Below are 22308 nucleotides of genomic sequence, written 5' to 3'. Positions count from 1 at the left end.
ATATAGATTATTATAATACGAAACGGATTAAGGCAAAATTAAAAATGAGCCCAGTACAATACCGGACTCACTTTTATCAAGCTGCCTAATGAAATAACCGTGTCTAACTTTTAGGGGTCACTTCATTTATCTACCTTTAAAACGCTCCTTTTTATTATTTCTCTTCTGTTACATAAGCCCACTTAAAGCTATATTCTGGACTGATGTTATGTTTCACAATTCCTTTAACATTCGGTTTCATTACATACGCTCTACCTGTTTGATATAAAGGAATTAATCCTGCATCTTCTTCAAGGAACAATTTCTCTGCTTTTCCTAACGTTTCCCAACGCTTCTTGGGATCAGACAATAATTCATTACCTGCTTTCGCTACCATTTCATCATATTTTGGATTCGAATAACTCATTTGGTTATATGGGCTCTTCGATTCAAACATATCAATAAACGTCATTGGATCCGAATAATCTGGGCTCCAACCTGCAAATGAAACTTCATAATCTTGCGCTGACTCTAATTTCAGTTTTTGTTTGAACGGCTGAATTTTCGTGTTAACCGTTACACCTTTTAAGTTTTTCTCAATTTGATCTTTAAAATAGTCAGCAATTTTTTTCGCAGTTCCATCATCATAGCTTAGTAGTTCAATTGTCACTTGATCTTTTCCAAGTTCTTTTTTCGCTGCTTCCCAAGCTGCTGCACCTTTTTTCGGATCATATTTTAGACCATTTTTAAATGTATCTTGGTAATCTTTACCGTCAGGCCCTGTCGCAAGCCCTTTTGGTACTAATTGATCTGTTGCTTTTGAACCGTTATTTAAAATAACGTTCGCTAAACCTTTTTTATCAATTGATAATGCGATTGCTTCACGTAGTTTTTTGCTCTTTAACGGTGTATCTTGTCCGTTACGCTTTTGATTTAAACGTAAGAAGAATGTACTTGCTTCTGAATACTCACCGTACTCCTCTTTGTTCGATTTATATTTATCAACAAATTCTCCTGATAATAGTGTAAAATCAATTGATCCTGTATCATATAAGTTTACTTTCGTCGCAACTTCTTTTACTACACTATAGTTAATTTCTTCTAATTTCACAGTCTTTTTATCCCAATACTGATCATTTTTCTTTAATTGCCATCCTTGTTCATGTTTCCATGACGCCATAACGAACGGTCCGTTATACAACGTTGTATCTGCTTCTAAACCGAACTTATCTCCTTTTTCTTTTACGAACTTTTCATTTAAAGGATAGTACGATGGGAATGCCATTAAATTCAAGAAATACGGTACTGGCTTTTCTAATTCTACTTCTAGTGTATAATCATCTACCGCTTTTGCTCCTAAATCTGTTAGAGGTTTTTCACCTTTATTAATTGCTTCTGCATTTTTAATATAGAAAGCGATAAACGCATATTCTGCAGCTGTATTTTTATCGAGTAAGCGCTGCCATCCGTATACGAAATCTTTCGCTGTTACAGGATCACCGTTTGACCATTTTGCATCTTTACGTAGTTTAAATGTATATTTTTTGCCATCCTCGCTTTTCGTACTAGATTCTGCCACAGCTGGGATTGGCTTATTATCTTTATCTAATCGATATAAACCTTCCATTGTGTTCCCTAAAATTTGAGAACCTAATGTATCAGTAGATTTTGAAACATCCATCGTCGGAATTTCTTGATTTTCTGTACGATTTAATACTTGTTTCGCTGCATATTTAATTTCAGCTTTTTTCTCTTCCCCACCACCACTAGACGTCGTAGTTGATTTCTTCTCCCCACCAGATCCAGAACACGCTGTCAACGCCATACTCATTGCTAAAACTGGCGCTACAACCGCCGTGAACTTTTTCATCTTTTTCTTCATTTTTGTACCCTCCCCAATTATATGTACGAAACCATTTTTGATAGACTTTCTAATAACTAGTTATCAGAAAATTCTTATTAATTAATATTCTACTAATTTTTTCGCTTTTGTAAAGTTATTTTTAAAATATTCTAAAAATTATTTTTTTATTATAGTAAAACGTATTTTTTACAATTGTCATGATACAAATTCTTCCTTACATCTATCGATTTATTTACATGTAATCTCATAATAAAAAGAGCATTCCAAAAGTAAATAGTCTACTTTTGGAATGCTCTATCATTTATCTTTCTATTGTACGAGTTTCTCACTACAAAATAAGCTAAGAAACTTGTATACATCCACTTAAAGATAACATTACTGTTTAAAAATTATTTTCCATCTTTTTCAGTCATATATGCCCACTTGAAGCTATACTCTGGACTGATGTTATGGTGAACGATACCTTTTGCATTTGGTTTTTGAACATATGCATCACCACGTTGGTATAAAGGTACAAGCGCTACATCTTGCTCAAGAAGTAATTTCTCAGCTTTTCCTAGCTCTTCCCAACGTTTCTTCGCGTCACCCATTAATTCTCCGCCAGCTTTTTTGATCATATCATCATACTTCGAATCAGCGAAGCTCATTTGGTTATGAGAATGATTAGACTGGAACATATCTAAGAATGTCATTGGGTCAGCGTAGTCAGGTCCCCAACCAGCAAATGATAAATCATAATCTTGCTCTGTTTCTAATTTTAACTTTTGTTTGAATGGCTGAAGTTTAATATTAACTGTTACACCTTTTAAGTTTTTCTCGATCTGGTCTTTTACATATTCTCCAACTTTTTTCGCATTACCAGTATCATAGTTTAATAGCTCAATTGTAACTTGGTCTTTTCCAAGTTCTTTTTTCGCTTCATTCCATGCAGCTGCTGCTTTTTTCGCATCTGGCTTAATACCATTTTTAAATGTTTCTTGGAAATCTTTACCATCCGGTCCGGTTGCTAATCCTTTTGGTACTAAGAAGTCCGCAGGTTTAGATCCATCATTTAAAATTACATTTGATAGATTTTTCTTATCAATAGAAAGCGCGATTGCTTCACGTAATTTTTGGCTCTTTAACGGTGTATCTTGTCCGCCACGTTTTTGGTTCAGACGTAAGAAGTATGTGCTTACTTGTGAATATGTGCCAAACTCTTCTTTATTATTTCTATACTTATCAACGAATTCACCTGATAGAAGTGCAAAATCAATTGCATTTGTATCATATAAATTTACTCTTGTAGCTACTTCTTTTACTACACTATAGTTAATTTCATCTAGTTTTACAGTCTTTTTATCCCAATATTGGTCGTTTTTCTTTAATTTCCAACCTTGCTCATGCTTCCAATCAGTAAGAACGAACGGTCCGTTATATACTGTTGTATCAGACTCTAAACCGTATTTATCCCCTTTTTCTTTTACGAACTTCTCATTTAATGGATAGTACGATGGGAACGCTACTAAGTTTAAGAAGTATGGTACTGCTTGTTCTAACTCAACTTCAAGCGTATAGTCATCTACCGCTTTTACTCCTAGCTCTGCTACAGGTTTTTCACCTTTATTCACCGCTTCCGCATTTTTAATTGGAAATGCAATAAATGCATACTCAGCAGCTGTTTTTGGATCTAATAAGCGTTGCCATGCATATGCAAAATCTTTCGCTGTTACAGGATCACCATTTGACCATTTTGCATCTTTACGTAGTTTAAATGTATATTTTTTACCATCCTCACTCTTCGTGCTTGATTCTGCAGCAGCTGGGATTGGTTTGTTATCTTTATCTAATCGATATAAACCTTCCATTGTGTTCCCTAAAATTTGAGAACCTAATGTATCTGTATTTTTAGAAGTATCCATTGTTGGAATCTCATTTGTTTCAGTACGATTTAGTACTTGTTTTGCTGCTAATTTTCCTTCTGATTTACTATCTCCACCAGAGCTAGAATTTGTGCTTGTCTTCTTATCTCCACCTGATGTAGAACATGCTGTTAATGCCATACTCATTGCTAAAACTGGTACTACAACCGCTGTTAGTTTTTTCATTTTTTTCTTTTTCACTTTCTGTACCCTCCCTAATTCTTAACGCTCTCATTTAAGAATTTTCTGATAATTCTGTTTTTCTTTATATATTTATCAGAAGATTCTTATTAACTATTATTCTACTAATTTTTTGAGTTTTGTAAAGTGTTATTATTGAAAATTTTTAAAAAATTATTTTTTTACAGTAATATTCATAAAAATTACTTAACCTTTCGAAACACTATACCTCATGGAATTCTATGTATTGATTTAATAGTCTTTATATCCCTTCACTATAAAATAACTTGTAAATTATTGTTAATAAATAATGTATATCGTAACAAACCTCTTTTCTACAAAAATAAAAAAGCAGACATTTCGTCTGCTTTAATTCTCCTCAATTTGCTTTTCACTTAACCCTAGATGTGTTCTAAGAGTATTACTCAAACTCTGTAGATCTTTTTTATTAGGATTATAATAATATACACGTTGCCCGTTTGGGCCATTAGGTAAGTATAAATCATCACCAGCTAATTGTATTTTTTCAACTGAACCGTTTAAACCGTATTTATAAAAAGATAAAATATCATCCATTACTAAATTTGTTTTAAAATCACTATCAACCGCCTCAACTATTTTTTCTAGCTTCGTAATCGATCCTACACTTTTTAATTTACTTAAAATCGCCTCAATAACAAGTTGTTGGCGCTGTCCTCTCATTGCATCACTATCAATATGGCGCGTTCTTGCTAGTGCAAGTGCTTCTTCGCCATTTAATTTTTGTAATCCTTTTTTCAAATGAATCGCATCAGGTTCATCTTTACTATTTTGCTCCGTAAATTCAACCGGGACATCCACTTCAATACCATCTAACCCATCAACAATTTTAGTAAAGGAACCAAAATTAAATTTCACAAAATAATCAACGGGCACCTGTAACAATTTTTCTACCGCTTCCACAGAAGCTTGCGGTCCTCCATCTGTACCATTTTTAACGAAACCACTTCCATATGCATGGGTTATTTTATCTTTTTTCTTTTCAACTGGAACATATGTATATGTATCACGCGGTATGCTCGTTAATTTCACTGTTTTATCATCTTTATTAAAAGTCGCTAACAATAATGCATCTGTATGAAATGCACCATTATATTCCTTTTGTCGTTCTTGATTTTCATCAATTCCCATAATTAAAAGTGAAACATGATTTGCAATTGGCTTTACAGATTTCTCACGTAAATTGGATTTTTCACCTCGTGCTAAATTCAAATTAGATTTTTGTACGAGACTAGAAGTTTTCATATATACATAGGCTCCATAGCCAATTCCACCAAATAGTAATACCGCCAGTAGTAAACTTATTATCGTTTTCTTTTTATATTTTTGCTTATTTTTCTCTTCTCTTAAAGATGAATGATTCTCCATTTACTCTCCTCCTGTTTCTATTCATCCAATATGTTTTTCATTCTTTCATATTTAGCGCTATCCTTTTGAAACATACTTTCTTTCAATCCCTTATCTATTTGTATCCATTCAGTCGTAACTGAATATTGAATCAAGCCTTCTTGAAAACTAAGAAATTTCAACATAATCCCTGTATTTTTCTCCACAACCATTTCGAATTTCCCTCTTAAATCTTCAGAGGTGCTAACAGGCATCTCTATGTTGATGACTCCTTCAATTTTGTAACAATCTAATCCAAGATATTTCGTTTCTTTATAATTCCAATCTTTATATCGAATTAACAAATCTGCGAATTCTGATTGAATACTATATTTAGCTAGCCCTATATATTCATCATCATATCGCTTTTTTTCACCTGCTTTTTTCAATAACCTTTCCGTAGGATTTAATTTTAATAGTTCATTGTTTCTTTCTTTCGGGTTCCATTTTGTCTCTTTATAGGTATACTTCTCATCATCAAACTCTTTTTTCTTGCCCTCGTTATATATAATTGTTCGTTTTTTCGCTAGTTTATCTTCTTTCGAAGAGATACCTCTTTGTTTTTCCGTATCAATCGCATACTTATATGTTGTAGCAATTCTTGATGAGCTAGAATATTCCTCAAATTGTCCTGAAATATTTTTAAAATAATCAATAGAATCTAGCATTTTTTGATGAATCTTTTCTTTATCTGGATAATGTACATTCGATTTTATTTCTTCTTCATTTTCAAAATCAGAAAACGCTTTTTTCTTTACATATTCAAATACTCCACCATTTTGCGCAAAACTTTGTATAGAAAACTCAGACATAGATACCACTGAAAGTATACAAACCGCTGCACTAATTATCATCATATGAATTTTGTAACTCTTCTTTTTTACCTTAAGATTATGTAGCGTGCCATTAATTTTTTCATTTAACTCTGGAGGTACTATAACATTTTCATCTTTTATTCTCTTTTTTAATTTCTCATCAAATAATTTTTCATTATCCATCCTTTACACCCCCTATTCCATCTTTAATCGTTTTTGTAGTTGTTCCCTCGCGCGTGACAATCTTGATTTCACTGTTCCTTTCGGTATTTCTAACAGCTTTGCTATACTCTCTTGATTCATATCTTCATAATAATAAAGCACCGTAACAGCTCTTAATTCTTCATGTAACGATTGAATCGCATTACACAAATCTATATCTTCATACTGATCACACGCACTCATATTGTAATCATTCTCTTCTGTCACAATTACATTTTTATACGCTCTAATAATATTGTTACACTCATTTATCAGTATTCGAATTAACCAAGTTTGAAAAAATTCTTCTTTTTTTAATTTTTTTATATTTTCATAGGCCTTTAAAATTGTTGTCTGTATCGCATCCTCTATATTTGTCTCATCACGTAACATCGCCTTTGCTATTCGATACATCTTCACTTTTTCTGTATGCATAAGCGCTATAAAGGCTTCATGATTACCTTTTTTCGCCAAAGAAACATCCGTTTCTTCTTTTATAATCATTTTATATAAAGGGATTACTTTCACAATTGCTCCTCCTGTTTCATCCTCACTTCATCACTTCAAATTTAACTTTACATGTATTAGACGTAGGAGCCTAGGAAAAGGTTCATTTTTTTGAATATTTTTGTAAATCAAAAGATAAATATCCTTTATAAGTGTTATGCGCTAAACATACTAGTTTAAATTTACAAATCAAAAAAGCCCACTTTTTCAGTGGACTTTCTACTTTACAACGGTAAATCCCTCTTCTTAAACACTACAATTGCTACTATGAAAATACAAAGTGCTCCAGCAGTTAAACCTATACTTACAGGCCATATATTATACGTTCCTTCAGCAATTTCTTTCGGACGAAATAGCGTAAATAATGATATATTTCTCATCCACTCTAACTTATCACTTAATTTACCTACCATATCCAGTACGAAGAATAAAATAGTTAAACTTGCTGAATAACTTAGTGCCTTTCTTTCGTCATTACATATACAAGAAAAGAAAAATGAATAAGCACTAACGACTAAAAATATGAGCCCTCCGACTACATTTATCTTCAAAAATAATTGTTTATTTAAGTTATTATCTTGTAAAAACCATTCTGCACCTACTAACCCAGCTACATACGTAACAGATACAATGATTAGTAGTCCCAATATGAGAACAGTAGCTTGTGTAATAGCAATTTGCACTCTAGATACAGGTGTTGCTAGCAAGTATGCCATTGCTCCTTTATCTACATGACGAGCAATTAAATGTGTCGCAACTGTTACGCAAAAAATTGTTAAAATGATAATAAACAATAGACTATAGTATTCGCCCGCTAGAAAATCCATTACGTTTTGAATCGGACTTTCCATACCAACAATTTTTTTCACACTATTAGGCATGGCAGCTATTAATTCATTTAGCCCTTTCGCTGATACCATTGACGGGAATATCCAAATTAATAACCACAAATATAAAGCCGCACCACACGCATAACTCAAAATACTTTTTTGTGTTTCTTTCAAACTAGCTAAAAACAATTGCTTATTCATGCGTTACCCCTTCTTTCTTATCGTAATAATGCATAAATAAATGTTCTAAATCCATCGCTCTCGTTTGAAGTGCCGTTACATTATAGTTTGAAAGTGTTTGTAAAACAGTTTGATAGTTTCCTTGTACAATGATAGATGCCTCTCTACCTTTTACCGCTTCAAATTGCAAATTACACTTTATAAGGGACTCAATCTCTTCTTGTGATGATACTGTTACATCTATCACCTGTCTTCTCATACTTTGTAAATCGTGAATATTTTCAACCGTTACGAGTCGACCATCTTTAATAATAGCTACTCTATCACAAGTTCTCTCAATTTCAGTAAAAATATGTGATGACATTAGGATTGTTTTTCCTCTTTGCTTTTCCTCTAATATTAAATCTATAAACACTTGTTGCATAAGTGGATCAAGTCCAGATGTTGGTTCATCTAAAATTAACACCTCTGGATCGTGCATAAATGCAGCGACTATCCCTACTTTTTGCTTCATTCCTTTAGACATTTTGCGAATCGGTGTTTTCACATCAAATTGCAGACGCTCTATCAGTTCATCTCGTCTTTTCGTATCCTTTAATCCACGCATTCCCTGCATTAATTTTAAAAACTCTAATCCGTTCATTCCTTCAATAAAAGAAATTTCACCCGGTAAATAACCAACTTCCCTTTGAATTTTCGCTGCTTCATTCCAACAATCTAATCCAAAAATTGTCGCTTTACCAGCTGTCGGTTTTATAAATCCCATTAAATTACGAATCGTCGTTGATTTTCCGGCACCATTCGGTCCTAAATAACCAAATACTTCTCCCTCTTTTACATCAAATGTAATATGAAACAAACCTTTTCCATTCGAAAACTGTTTTGTGACATCTTGAACTGAAATCATAATTCCACCTCATTTTTTGAAATATTGAATATGTGATATTTCAAAATTATTGTACTCCTCATCTTCCATATTCGCAACAACTTTTTGAAATATTTATTAGTCCATATTTCAAAATTATTGTTTTCCATTATTTTTTCTTGTATATTTTAAGTGAGGTGATTGCATTGAACGGCTTTGAAAGAGTAAAAGAAAAGAAAAAGCGTGCCATTAAAGAAGCAGCATTCGTATTATTTTCAGAACGCGGATTTAATGAAGTGAAAATAGAACATATCGCAAAAGAAGCAAACGTTTCTCAAGTTACAATTTATAATCATTTCGGAAGTAAAGATGCGTTATTTAGGGAGCTTATACAAGAATTTATCATATCTGAATTTCAATATTATAAAGAGCTTGCAGAAGAAAAATTACCTTTTCATGATATGATGCAAAAAATGATTGTAAGAAAAATGAATACTGGCGGGTTATTTCAACCTGATATGTTACTGCAAATGATGCAAAGGGACGAAGAACTCCGTAAGTTTATTTATAGTTATCAAAATGAAAAAATCCTGCCCTGGTATTTAGAAATATTAGAACGAGCTCAGCGCAAAAACGAAATTAATCCACACCTTACTAAAGAAATGATGTTACTTTACATTCAAATGTTTACTAAATTAGGTGATGATTTTGGGGCACAACTTCTTGAAGGAGATCGTGAAAAACATATACAAGATATCGTTACGATGTTCTTTTATGGACTGTCCGTCCCAAAAAAATAATTTTTCTAAAGAACAAATAGAATCACCAAAAAGCCCTTTGGATATTTAAATCTCAAGGGCTTTCTCATATCAAATAAATAGCTAAAACTAACTTTATCTTAAAGAAGTTAAATGCTGCTTTATAGATAACACCTTATTATAGATTAACTCTTTTAGCATAACAGGCTGAATCGAAATAATCGTTTCACCGAAATTCAGAAAATAATTTGAAATAAAATCAGATTCTTGCTTGTTAAAATAGCCTGTTATAATGTAATTTTCATTTTCCTTTTGCAACCTCATGGAAGGGTAATTCTCTTTATCAAAAATGTCTTTTCCTTTTTGATTAACAATGACGCTAAAATCAATTGCATTAGGCTTCCTGTGAAAAGTAGTAAGATAACTTAATAATTCTTCAAGATTTTTTGGATGAACATTGCTTGTTTCCACAATAGAAAGAATTTTATCACATCTAATTATTTGAACATTATTTGTCTCAAAATTAAAGATTTTAGCATACCACTGGCCAAATTTAGATTCTATTCGAATAAATTGGGCAACCAATGCTTTCTCCTCACCTTTTTTTAAATATGTTAAATGATAAACTCGCTCAGCAAAAATCCCCTGTAAAATTTCTTTTAAGAACGGACTAAAATTACTATGATTTGTTACTTCAAAGGAAAGCGTTAGTTCCATGATTGAAATATTTTTACTCACATTATCAGGTAATACATGTTTAAATTTATTTTCAAGCGCAATACTTTCTACATTAAATGGTTTTGTCTTGTATCCATTTAGCGTAAGAATTGAAAAGTATAACGCATACATTTCATCCACACTAAAATAAATTGGTGATAACACATTATTTTCTATAATTTTATAACTTCCATTTCTACCCAGTTCAGAATATATGGGTACACCTATTTCTTCCAATGATTGAATATCTCGCAACGCGGTACTTTTAGAAATATCATATCTAGTCATTAAATCTTTTAAATTAAAATATCTTTTATTCTTTAAGAAAATAAGCATGTCATTTATTCGTTCAGTTTTTTTCATATTTCCCTCCCAAAAAGGTATCATGTATTGAAACCTTTTTAATCTATATTATAATTATCAACTAATAAAGGAGTTATATATTTATGACATTAGAAATAGCTATTTTTCTTTCAATGAACGGGCAAGCAAAGAAGGCGATTAACTTTTATACACGTAATTTAGAAGCCAAAAAATTAATGATTGTTACGTATGAAGAACTGGCGAAAAGAGATAGTTCTTTTAAAATTACAAGTGAAAATAAAGATCATATTGCTCACTCTGTTTTACAAATTGGGAATACAAAGCTAATGATAGCAGAAGATACAATGAAGCATAATGAATGTTATAACGTTGGAAATAACATGTCACTTTGCATTCAAAGCGCTAATTTAGAAGAAATACAAAGGTTTTATAATAATTTAATTTCCGATGAGCATGTGAAAATAATCTCTCCGCTAGAAAAAAATATATTTAGTGAAGCATATGGTATTATTGAAGATCCTTATGGCATACAAATCCAATTAATGTATGATAAACGACTAAACTAAATAATTAATCATATTCACATATTCCTAATAAAAAAGACACGAATTTCGTGTCTTTTTTATTTTATAGAAATAACTCTACCCTTTTCACTACTTTCAATCGCTAATTGAATCAATTTAATAACATCTAAACCTTCTTTTGCTGTTACAGGTAGTTCCTCACCATTTAATATACTATCTCGTACACCTTTATAATAATTGTCATAACAACCGACTTCTGTTGGAATACGCTCTAAGCTTTCTTCTGTTTCTAAAGTAGCAAAATTCTCTTCATCGTCTACCCCATAACCGTTATTGCCTGGCTTCATTCCACTTTTTAATTGCTCTTCCTGCGAATCCATACCGTACTTCACGATAGAACCTTTCTCTCCATGCACTATAAAATGCGGTCCAGCTTTTTTCACATAACTGCTGCTACGTAAAATGACACGTTTAACTCCGTAATGCAGTACTATGTGGAAATAATCATCCACCTCTGCACCTGGTCGTTGTTTTATTACATCTGCACTTATCGCATCTGGTTTCCCGAATATTGATAACGCTTGGTCAATTAAATGCGATCCTAAATCGTATAATATACCGGAACCTGGTAGATTTTTTTCTCTCCATCGATCACGTACATGTGGACGGAAACGATCAAAATTTGATTCATATGCGTATACATTCCCTACTCTGTTTTCTCCTAACAATTTCTTAATTGTTAAGAAATCATTATCAAAACGACGATTATGATATACGCTTAACATTACATTATGCTGCTCTGCTAATGAAATAAGCTCTTCCCCTTCTTCAATTGAAACAACAAATGGTTTTTCTACAACAACATGCTTACCGTTTAAAATTGCTTCTTTTACATATGGAAAATGAGTTGTATTAGGTGATGTAATAACAACTAAGTCAACATCAGCTCGCTTCACCAATTCATCAATTGTACTCACAACATTAGCGTTTGGTAATGTTTCTTTTACTACCTCTTCTTTTGAGGATAATACAGCACGAATATTATATTCTTCTATTGTTTGTAATAGTGGGATATGAAATGTCGTACTAGAAAAACCAAATCCTACAATCCCTACACCTATTTTTTTCATGTTGCCCCTCCATTTGTGTCGCTTTAACGGGCAGTAAGATTCCTAACCCAAAATTCAGTGAAAGCTAAGGAATTAGGTGAGGAATCAACTGCTTGTTAAAGCCCGATTAATTGAACTTTATGAGAACGATTTCATTCAGTTATTATAACAAGATTATTATTATTTACATAATAAATTGCCTAGAAAAAAGCATCTTGCTACTATTCATAGCAAGATGCCCTCTTTATTCTGGTCTTTTCTTCGTCCACGTTTCTACTACTTCACCAGTATCATTTACATCTAGCACTAGGCTACCATTACTATACCGGTCTTTATTTCGATACGCTTTCGGATCAATCTCTTCTACAATGTTTTTCTCTGTCTTCATGTAAACTAATTCATCGTCCCGAACAATTTCAATACCGACAATGCGGTACGGATTACGTTTTAACTCTTTGAAAATAACAAGACCTCGCTTCGCCCTCGTTGATTTTTCAATTTCTGATGCTTTTAGACGTTTTACAGCACCACGCTGCGTTACGAGAATAAGTTGATCTTTATCACCATTTAACGGTTTACCAGAAGCGACATAGTCATCTTCTTTTAAATTAATTGCTTTCACACCAGCAGCTCTTACACCGACTGGACTTACTTCATCTTCATGGAAAATAAGTGCATATGCACCATGTGTAGCAAGAACGATATCACTCGTTCCATCTGTCGCAAATATATCGACAACTTCATCATCTTTTTTTAAGTTTACAGCAACGAATGCCCTTGAATAACGCTGAACTTTATATTGATTTAATTCTGTTTTCTTTATCATACCATTTCGTGTTACAAATACGATAAATCGTTTTTCTTCCTCAAAGTTCGGTACAACCGTTGCCCAAATGATCGTTTCATCTCGGTCGAGTGAAACGATATTTGCAACGTGCTGACCTAAATCTTTCCAACGAATATCTGGCATTTCGTATACTGGAAGATATATATAGTTCCCTTTACTTGTGAATAAAAGAACTGTTTCAGTCGTATTCGTATCGAATCGTTCAAGTAAGATGTCACCCTCTTTCATACCGAAGTCTTTGCCGTTTGATGCATTATGTGAGCGCCATCCAGTACGTTTCACATATCCTTCTTTCGTTACAGTAACGATGACATCTTCTTGTGGAATCATCACTTCTACGTCTATTTTAATTTCTTCAATTTGTTCTTCAATAATAGCACGGCGATCATCACTATATGTTTTCTTAACTCTCTTCAAATCAGTTTTAATGACTTGAAGTAATCTTTTTTCACTTTGTAAAATTGACTGTAGCTCTAGAATTTTCTTATTAAGCTCATCTGCTTCTTCTTGTAACGCCGTAATGTCTGTATTCGTTAAGCGATATAATTGCAAGGAAACAATTGCTTCCGCCTGTGCTTCTGTAAAGCCAAATTTTGCACTTAAATTATCTTTCGCATTACGTTTATCTTTTGAAGCTCGAATTGTCTCGATTACTTGATCTAAAATCGATAATGCTTTCTTTAAACCTTCTACAATATGTTGACGATTTTCTGCTTTTCTTAATTCATATTGCGAACGTCTCGTAATAACCTCTTTTTGATGTCCAATATAAGCATCCAAAATTTTTGGTAATGTCATAAGTGTTGGACGACGATTATTAATCGCTACCATATTAAAGTTATATGGAATTTGTAAATCTGTATTTTTATATAAATAATTTAAAATACCTTCGGCGTTTGCTTCTTTCTTTAACTCAACAACAATTCGTAAACCAGTACGATCTGTCTCATCACGCACTTCAGCAATACCATCTAACTTTTTATCTAGACGTAATTCATCCATTTTCTTTACAAGGTTTGCCTTATTCACTTCGTAAGGAATTTCAGTGATTACAATTTGTTGTTTCCCACCGCGCACTGTTTCAACTTCTGCTTTTCCGCGAATAATAATTTTACCTTTACCTGTTTCATACGCCTTTTTAATACCATCAATCCCTTGAATAATACCGCCTGTTGGGAAATCTGGTCCTTTCATAACTGTTAATAAATCATCAACAGTACTATTTGGCTTATCAATACGCATCATTGTAGCATCAATAACTTCTCCAAGATGATGCGGAGGAATTTCTGTTGCATAACCAGCGGAAATCCCTGTAGATCCGTTCACTAATAAATTCGGGAACGCTGCTGGTAATACAACTGGTTCTTCACTCGTATCATCAAAGTTTGACACGAATTCAACTGTTTCTTTATCAAGATCACGTAATAATTCAGATGCGATTGGTGATAAACGAGCTTCCGTATAACGCATTGCTGCCGCTGGATCCCCATCTACACTACCATTATTACCATGCATTTCAACTAAAACATTACGTACTTTCCAAGTTTGGCTTAAGCGTACCATTGCCTCATATACAGAGGAATCTCCATGTGGATGATAATTACCAATAACGTTACCTACTGTTTTAGCTGATTTACGAAACGCTTTATCATGTACATTACCTTCTACATACATAGAATATAAAATACGTCTTTGTACTGGCTTTAAGCCATCACGTGCATCTGGAAGTGCACGATCTTGAATAATATATTTACTATAACGTGCAAAGCGATCACCTAACACGTCTTCAAGCGGGAGGTCATGAAACTTCTCTGCTTGCATGTTATTCCACCTCCGTCTCCATAATCATTTCATTTTCTAAAATATTTCCTTCTTCTTGCATACCAAACTGTACATTACGTTCAATCCATTTACGGCGCGGTTCTACTTTATCGCCCATTAATGTTGTAACGCGACGCTCTGCTCTTGCTGCATCATCAATTTTCACGCGAATTAATGTACGCGTTTCAGGATTCATTGTTGTTTCCCATAATTGATCCGCATTCATTTCACCAAGCCCTTTATAACGTTGTAACATATAGCCTTTTCCAACTTTTTTCGTTACACCGTCTAATTCCTCATCTGACCAAGCGTATTCAATTACTTCACTCTTACCTTTTCCTTTACTTACTTTGTATAAAGGAGGGAGTGCGATAAACACTTTACCCGCTTCGATAAGTGGCTTCATATATCTGTAGAAGAACGTTAATAACAATACTTGAATATGAGCTCCATCCGTATCGGCATCGGTCATAATTACAACTTTATCGTAGTTAATATCTTCAACATCAAATTCATTTCCTACACCGCCGCCAATCGCATAAATGATTGTATTAATCTCTTCATTTTTAAAGATATCAGCAAGCTTTGCTTTCTCTGTATTAATTACTTTACCACGTAATGGTAATACGGCCTGGAAACGACGGTCTCGTCCTTGTTTCGCTGAACCACCAGCAGAGTCACCCTCTACTAAATACAATTCGTTTTTCTGAGGATTACGTGATTGTGCAGGTGTTAACTTCCCGCTTAACGTACCTTCTGATTTTTTCTTCTTCTTACCACTACGTGCTTCTTCTCTCGCTTTACGAGCAGCCTCACGTGCTTGCGCTGCTTTAACTGCCTTTCTCACAAGAAGTGTAGCTACATCCGGGTTTTCCTCTAAAAAGTAAGCTAAATGCTCTGATACAATGGCATCAATTGAAGAACGAGCTTCACTTGTACCAAGTTTCCCTTTCGTTTGTCCTTCAAACTGAAGTACTTCTTCTGGTACACGTACAGAAACGATAGCCGCTACACCTTCACGAATATCTGTACCTTCTAAATTTTTATCTTTTTCTTTTAATAATGAAACTTTACGAGCATACTCATTGAACACACGCGTCATTGCTGTTTTAAATCCAGCTTCGTGTGTTCCACCATCTTTTGTACGTACGTTATTTACAAACGAAAGAATATTTTCTGAGTAACCATCATTAAACTGGAATGCTAGTTCTGCTTCAATCCCGTTTTGTTCACCAGTGAAATATACAACCGGGTGAATTGAATCTTTTTCTTCGTTTAAATATGAAACGAAAGCTTCGATTCCTGTTTCATAATGAAATATATCTTCTAAATCATTACGTTCGTCTTTTATCGAGATTTTCATTCCTTTTAATAAGAATGCAGATTCACGTAATCTCTCACATAATGTTTCATAATTGTAATTTGTCGTGCTGAAAATCGTTGTATCTGGTTTGAAGTGCATTGTCGTACCAGACTCTTTTGTTTTCCCAATTTTCTCTAACGTTGTTGCAGGAACGCCACCATTTTCAAAACGTTGTTCATAAATGTTACCATCACGCTTAATTGTTACTACTAACCATTCTGACAAGGCGTTTACAACTGATGCCCCAACACCGTGTAAACCACCACTCGTTTTATAGCCACCTTGACCAAACTTACCACCTGCATGAAGTACAGTTAAAATAACTTCAGGTGTAGGTTTCCCAAGTTTATGCATTCCCGTAGGCATTCCTCGCCCTTTATCTATAACGCTAATACTATTATCTTTATGTATTACGACTGAAATTTCGTCGCCAAATCCCGCTAACGCTTCGTCAACGGAGTTATCTACTATTTCATATACTAAATGATGCAATCCACGGCTATCCGTACTCCCGATATACATACCCGGGCGTTTTCGAACGGCTTCAAGTCCTTCTAACACTTGAATCGCATCTTCATTATATTGGAACTGATGCTTCGCCAAACTCCTTGCCCCTTTCCTAATCCAAAATCAGAACATATGTTTCTATTATAGAATAACGCCTCGACTATAGTTTTGGCAAGTTATCTTATCTCTTTTATATACCATCTTCAATAGAAAAATCCTTGTTTTCTCACAAGGATTCCTCTAGGCTACTATTTCAGAAAAATAATCGTTTGTCAACGAGAAATGGATATGTATTCCAAGATTACACATTCCAAACCTTTATTATGATCCAAATGATCAAGATCCAAAATGGGATTACAAATAACAATCCCCAAAAACAGCCTTTAAAAAATCTCATGATGAACACCTCGTTCATCGGCCCTACTTATCTATAATGAGGGCTGAATCAATCTTTCTACTTTTAAATCTATACTATTTTGTCATCGCATGTTCTACTTTAATACAACGATCCATTATTACAGTATAGTCTTTTTCTTTTAAAAGTTTATATGTATCTTCATCTTGTACTCCTAATTGTGCCCAAAAAACATCTGCATCAATCTCTACAAATTCTTTTGCAACATCCATTAAAAACTCTGAGCGACGAAATACATTTACTATGTCAACGTGTTCCTTAATATCCTTTAGTGAAGAAACTGCCTTTTCTCCAAGCACCTCATCTACTGTTGGATTAACTGGAATAATACGGTATCCAGCATCTTGCATTGCTTTGGAAACCATATACGATGTACGTTCTGGCTTATCTGATAATCCAACAACCGCAATTGTTTTGCTTTTCTTTAACACTTCACCAATTTCCGTACGAGTTGGGTTTTCAATTGTCATAATTAATCCCTCCTATTCCTTTAGTATAGCCGATAAAGAAAGTCTCTTTCAATATGAAAGAGACTTTCTTTTATTTCGATTATTGATTCTTTGTAGCTGAATTATCTGCTAAAGTAGCCGATTTCGTCATTTTTTGACCGTTACGGTAGAATGTAACTTCTACTTTCTCGCCTACTTTTTTCTTTTCATATAAATATTTACGGAATTGAAGTGAGTTTTCTACTTTTTGATCATCTAATGCTACTACAATATCATATTGCTCTAAACCAGCTTTTTCTGCCGGTGATATTGGGTAAATTTTACCTAATACAACACCATTCGTTACTTCTTTCGGTACTTTCAATTGATTGACTGCATAAGCTTGCACATCTTCTAACGAAACGACACCTACTCCAAGAGCTGGACGTTTTACTACTCCGTCTTTTTCAAGTGATTCAATAACTGGCTTTGCGATATTAATTGGAATAGCAAATCCAATTCCTTCAACTTCTTGCTGTGCAATTTTACTTGAATTAATCCCAATTATTTCACCATTTTGGTTAAATAATGCACCACCACTATTACCTGGGTTAATCGCTGCATCTGTTTGAATAACTTGTGCTTGCCAATCTGGTCGTTTATCGCCATCAATATCAACTGGAATTTCACGTTCTTTACTACTAATAATGCCTTCCGTTACACTTCCATCAAATCCTAGTGGGTTACCGATTGCAATTGCTTTTTCACCCGCACGGATTTTACTTGAGTCACCTAAAGTTGCAACTTTATTCACATTAGAGCCGTCAATTTCAACAACAGCTAAATCTAACCAAGGATCTTTCCCTACTAACTTTGCATCTACCTTTTTACCATCACTTAGTTTTACAGCAAGTTTATTTGCACCATCTACTACGTGGTTGTTTGTTACAATATATGCTTTATTTCCTGCTTTTTTATAAATAACACCTGATCCTGAACCAGCTTGTTGTTCTTGACCTGTCGGTTGCATTGCAAATGGATCAACACTTTGCTGCATATTAATAACACCTACAACAACGTCTTTCGCTCCTTCAATCATACCAGGTAAATCAGTTTCATTTTTCGCTTTATTTACAACAGGAACTACAGTACCTTCTACTTTTGAATCCGAACTAAATGATGATACTGGTGCTCCATTATTTTGAGCCCATGGCATATATGGTGCTGCAAAACTAATCGAAACCGCTCCGACTACAGCTCCCACTAAACCTGTGAAGAAATAGCCTTTTTTACTACCTGATTTTCTCACTTCTCTCGTTTCACTATGCTCTTCATTTAAATTTGGTCCGTCGTAATATCCCATGTTTTATTTCCCCTCTCTGGTGAATTCGTATTTTCAGTATAGTCACGTTTTGTGTCCTTCTTGTGAACTCATCGTGAAATCCAATTAAAAAAATACTCCTATCTAACATTGTAGACAAGAAAAGTATTTTTTGTACATTCTACCTTCAAAAGAGAGTATAAAATCGCCATTTTCCTAGGCTAAATTACACAAATCGTTCTAGATTATTCTTCAAATTTATAACCAACTCGAATAACAGTACCGATATGCTTCGCTTTATCTCCTAACTTATTTCGAAGTTTTTTAATATGGGTATCAACCGTTCGGTCATCACCGTAATAGTCATATCCCCATAACTGGTCTAATAAATGTTGACGTGATAAAACGATTCCTTTGTTCTCCATTAAATAAACAAGAAGTTCAAATTCTTTATGTGTCAATATAATTTCTTCTCCATCTACTAAAACAGTTCTAGATAGACGATTCACTTCAATTCCAGCTAAAGACATAGCATTTTCTTCCGCTACACCTACCGCACCATCCGCACGTTTCAATAACGTCTTTGCACGAGCTACTAACACTTTCGGGCTAAATGGTTTCGTTACATACTCGTCTGCACCTAATTCGAAACCTAGCAATGTATCATCCTCATCCGAACGCGCTGTCAACATAATAATTGGTACTGCTGATTCTTTTCTAATTCGTCTACAAACAGACCATCCATCTATTTCCGGTAACATAATATCTAACATAATTAAATCAATTTCATGCTCTGCAAATAACTCTAACGCTTTTTTCCCATCTTCTGCTTCGATTACTTCAAAGCCTTCATTACGAAAATAATCACTAACAATTTCACGTAATCTTCTTTCATCTTCAACAAGCAATACTGTTTTATTCATATAATCTATCCCGCCTTTTTACTCTTTCAATCGAATAATACGTTGATTGGAGCTTCCGCGAAATGGAAGTGTTAAATCTTTTTTCTCAATTTCATACCTTCCATCGACTAAAACATCCCCATAATGTAACAACTCTATCATATCATTATTTTGAGAACTCTGTATCTCTTCTAACGTATAACCTGTATACATCCATAGGTTTTTTTTCAAATCTTTCACGATTTTTGCTACCTTTTTCACTTCAGCAGCTTGAAAAAATGGATCTCCACCTGAAAATGTTACATCAGTTAATGGATTACTTGCAATCTCTTTCACAATTTCTTCTACTGTCATTTCCGTTCCGTTGCAAATATTCCACGATTTTGGATTGTGGCAACCGACACAACGATGCGGACAGCCCGCAAAAAACACGACTGTCCGCAATCCTTCTCCATCTACTACACTATCATGAATAATATTCATCACTTTCATTTATGTTTCACCCGATCTATCTCTTCACTACGTTTCGCACTATTCCACTTCGACATATCTCCTACAAGATAGCCTGTTATACGGCGAATTCTTTCTATATTAGCCTCATCTTCATTCCCGCAACTTGGACATTCATTTCCAATAACCCCGTGATAACTACAGCACTTACAACGGTCAACAGGATGATTAATTGAACCGTATCCAACGCCATGTTCTGCCATGGCTTGTACAATTTGTTTTAATGCCTTTTTGTTATGCATCGCTGCTCCGTCTAGTTCAATATACGTAATGTGTCCTCCATTACAGAGAGCATGAAACGGGCCTTCTAAACGGATTTTATTTATCGCTTGAATGTTATAATAAACTGGAATATGGAATGAATTCGTATAGTAATTATGGTTCGTTATACCGCTAATCACGCCAAATTCTTCTCTATCTTTTTTCACAAACTTTCCTGATAATCCTTCTGCTGGAGTTGCAATTATTGAGAAATTCAGTTGATGTTCTTCTGTCGCTTTATCCATTCTATCTCTCATAAAGGAAATAATTTCATACCCAAGTTTCCATGATTCTTCATCTTCTCCATGATGCTTTCCTGTTAAAGCTACTAAACATTCCGCAAGACCGATAAAACCAACACTTAACGTCCCTTGTTTTAAAATCGAAGCTACGGAGTCTTCAGGCTGCAATGCTTCTCCACCACGCCATACACCTTGTGAATATAAAAACTGAAAATCTCTTGCTCGCTTCGTACATTGATACGCAAATCTTTCTAATAACTGCTTAATTCCTAAATCTAAATAGTAGTTTAGCGCTTCAAAAAATGCTTCTTTTGAACCACTAATTAACGCTAATTTCACTAAATTGATAGACGTAAATGATAAATTCCCTCTACCAATCGCTGTTTCTTCTCCATGTATATTAGACATAGCACGGGTACGACATCCCATGTAACATACTTCACTTTCTGGTCTTCCATCATAATGCACTGCATTAAACGGAGCATCTAAAAATGAAAAGTTAGGGAATAATCGCTCTGCAGTTGTCTCTAATGCTAATTCAAATAAATCGTAATTCGGATCACTTTCTTCAAAATTCACACCTTTTTTCATCTTGAAAATTTGAATCGGAAAAATTGGTGTCTCTCCTTTACCAAGTCCAGCTTGTGTTGCTTTTAATAGTTGTTTAATTAACATTCTTCCTTCTTTTGATGTATCTGTTCCGTAATTAATAGAAATAAACGGTACTTGTCCTCCGCCCCTACTATGCATACTATTCGAATTATGAACGAAAGCCTCACACGCTTGATACGTATCATTTTCCGTTTCTTTCCATGCAAATTCTTCTATTTGTTCTTTCGTAAGCGGATATGATTGTAATCGTATTTTATGTCTCTCAATTGTTTTTCGTACATAAGGTGCTAAATCAATATCAAAGAGTGCAAACGATTGACCGCCATGCTGCATATTTTGATTCGCTTGAAAAATAATAGACGAAAGAGCCAATGCACTTTTAATGTCTTGTGGTTGTCTCATATGTCCATGTCCAGTATGAAAACCGTTAGCAAGCATTTGCGCTAACGGAATTTGCGAACAAGTCGTCGTTCCTGTCGCATAAAAATCTAAATCATGTGGATATAATATATTTTCATTTATCGCTTTTTTCACTTGATCTGACAATAAATTCTCAACAGCATAATATTTTGCACTCTCAGATGCGAACGTTCCCATTACACCCATTGGAGAGCGGCCGTCTACATTTGCATTTTCTTGCATTAAATCTTGTTCATTGCCGTGGACTATCGTCTCGAACACTTTCATTAATTCTTCTCCACGTATATTATTTTGTAACATTTATAACCCTCCACCAATATGTTGTTGTCTTTTGATTAAAATGTTACTACATATAGTCTTGCTGTTTCTGTGAGAAATGTAACATTACTGTGAAATTTTTTTCACGAAATAATGAATTTTTCATTTACAAAAAAGAAATGTGCTCTTTACAAATGTATGGTACAATATACGGGAAAAACT

At 34.1% G+C, this 22308-nt stretch carries 19 protein-coding genes; 3 read left to right on the top strand and 16 right to left on the bottom strand.

What is annotated here, in order from left to right; translation table 11 throughout:
- On the top strand, positions 1-89 hold an 89-nt coding region (locus H6481_RS17590), incomplete at its 5' end, for an IS3 family transposase (RefSeq protein WP_139358419.1).
- Positions 90-154: 65 nt separating this feature from the next.
- Here the strand turns inward: H6481_RS17590 and H6481_RS17585 are convergent.
- The 7 genes from H6481_RS17585 to H6481_RS17555 all read right to left on the bottom strand — a co-directional run bounded on the left by H6481_RS17585 (position 155) and on the right by H6481_RS17555 (position 8789).
- A complete protein-coding gene (locus H6481_RS17585) occupies positions 155-1861 on the bottom strand; it encodes a peptide ABC transporter substrate-binding protein (protein ID WP_182812499.1) in 1707 nt (568 codons plus the stop codon).
- A 371-nt stretch (positions 1862-2232) separates the two neighbouring features.
- Positions 2233-3945: a peptide ABC transporter substrate-binding protein gene (locus H6481_RS17580; protein ID WP_000727535.1), complete on the bottom strand. Its 1713-nt coding sequence runs from the start codon at positions 3943-3945 to the stop codon at positions 2233-2235.
- A 348-nt stretch (positions 3946-4293) separates the two neighbouring features.
- Entirely contained in the window at positions 4294-5331 is a 1038-nt protein-coding gene (locus H6481_RS17575; protein WP_000427599.1) for an LCP family protein, read from the bottom strand.
- Positions 5332-5348: 17 nt separating this feature from the next.
- Entirely contained in the window at positions 5349-6347 is a 999-nt protein-coding gene (locus tag H6481_RS17570; protein ID WP_000368239.1) for a hypothetical protein, read from the bottom strand.
- Between the two features lie 12 nt (positions 6348-6359).
- Positions 6360-6893 carry a sigma-70 family RNA polymerase sigma factor gene (locus H6481_RS17565; protein WP_023522718.1) on the bottom strand — a complete coding sequence of 178 codons (534 nt, stop codon included), beginning with the start codon at positions 6891-6893 and terminating at the stop codon, positions 6360-6362.
- Between the two features lie 203 nt (positions 6894-7096).
- Positions 7097-7903, bottom strand: coding sequence for an ABC transporter permease subunit (locus tag H6481_RS17560; protein ID WP_182812496.1), 807 nt, complete (start codon positions 7901-7903; stop codon positions 7097-7099).
- Positions 7896-8789: an ABC transporter ATP-binding protein gene (locus H6481_RS17555; RefSeq protein ID WP_023522720.1), complete on the bottom strand. Its 894-nt coding sequence runs from the start codon at positions 8787-8789 to the stop codon at positions 7896-7898. Before H6481_RS17555 ends, H6481_RS17560 begins: the two co-directional genes overlap by 8 nt.
- 155 nt (positions 8790-8944) lie before the next feature.
- On the opposite strand from H6481_RS17555, the gene H6481_RS17550 reads away from it, so the two are divergent.
- Positions 8945-9547 carry a TetR/AcrR family transcriptional regulator gene (locus H6481_RS17550; protein ID WP_146632306.1) on the top strand — a complete coding sequence of 201 codons (603 nt, stop codon included), beginning with the start codon at positions 8945-8947 and terminating at the stop codon, positions 9545-9547.
- A gap of 93 nt (positions 9548-9640) precedes the next feature.
- Here H6481_RS17550 and H6481_RS17545 read toward each other — a convergent pair whose 3' ends face one another.
- A complete protein-coding gene (locus H6481_RS17545) occupies positions 9641-10609 on the bottom strand; it encodes a WYL domain-containing protein (protein ID WP_182812493.1) in 969 nt (322 codons plus the stop codon).
- 59 nt (positions 10610-10668) lie between these two features.
- Here H6481_RS17545 and H6481_RS17540 point away from each other — a divergent pair, with 59 nt between their 5' ends.
- Complete coding sequence (locus H6481_RS17540) at positions 10669-11112, top strand: VOC family protein (RefSeq protein ID WP_069356070.1); 444 nt, start codon at positions 10669-10671, stop codon at positions 11110-11112.
- 56 nt (positions 11113-11168) lie between these two features.
- Here the strand turns inward: H6481_RS17540 and H6481_RS17535 are convergent, their stop codons facing one another.
- From H6481_RS17535 to H6481_RS17500, 8 genes are all read right to left on the bottom strand, one after another.
- Entirely contained in the window at positions 11169-12200 is a 1032-nt protein-coding gene (locus H6481_RS17535) for an oxidoreductase (protein ID WP_182812490.1), read from the bottom strand.
- 223 nt (positions 12201-12423) lie between these two features.
- Entirely contained in the window at positions 12424-14847 is a 2424-nt protein-coding gene (gene parC, locus H6481_RS17530) for a DNA topoisomerase IV subunit A (RefSeq protein WP_001147467.1), read from the bottom strand.
- Position 14848: 1 nt separating this feature from the next.
- Positions 14849-16813: a DNA topoisomerase IV subunit B gene (gene parE, locus H6481_RS17525; RefSeq protein WP_001062197.1), complete on the bottom strand. Its 1965-nt coding sequence runs from the start codon at positions 16811-16813 to the stop codon at positions 14849-14851.
- Positions 16814-17188: 375 nt separating this feature from the next.
- Positions 17189-17602 carry a CoA-binding protein gene (locus tag H6481_RS17520; protein ID WP_000151390.1) on the bottom strand — a complete coding sequence of 138 codons (414 nt, stop codon included), beginning with the start codon at positions 17600-17602 and terminating at the stop codon, positions 17189-17191.
- Positions 17603-17681: 79 nt separating this feature from the next.
- A complete protein-coding gene (locus H6481_RS17515; RefSeq protein WP_000542643.1) occupies positions 17682-18923 on the bottom strand; it encodes a trypsin-like peptidase domain-containing protein in 1242 nt (413 codons plus the stop codon).
- A 203-nt stretch (positions 18924-19126) separates the two neighbouring features.
- Positions 19127-19804 carry a response regulator transcription factor gene (locus tag H6481_RS17510; protein WP_001044679.1) on the bottom strand — a complete coding sequence of 226 codons (678 nt, stop codon included), beginning with the start codon at positions 19802-19804 and terminating at the stop codon, positions 19127-19129.
- Between the two features lie 18 nt (positions 19805-19822).
- Positions 19823-20275, bottom strand: a complete 453-nt coding sequence (nrdG, locus tag H6481_RS17505) for an anaerobic ribonucleoside-triphosphate reductase activating protein (RefSeq protein WP_182812487.1) — start codon at positions 20273-20275, stop codon at positions 19823-19825.
- The gene (locus tag H6481_RS17500) at positions 20272-22128 is read right to left on the bottom strand and encodes an anaerobic ribonucleoside triphosphate reductase (protein WP_182812484.1); all 1857 of its coding nucleotides are present in this window, start codon (positions 22126-22128) and stop codon (positions 20272-20274) included. The genes nrdG and H6481_RS17500 overlap by 4 nt, the downstream gene beginning before the upstream one ends.
- Positions 22129-22308 lie beyond the last annotated feature (180 nt).

Source organism: Bacillus sp. ME78, from assembly GCF_903970865.1.
GTDB classification, from domain to species: domain Bacteria; phylum Bacillota; class Bacilli; order Bacillales; family Bacillaceae_G; genus Bacillus_A; species Bacillus_A cereus.
Note: the sequence above shows the minus strand (reverse complement) of the source record. Positions and strands in the feature narration are given on the sequence as shown.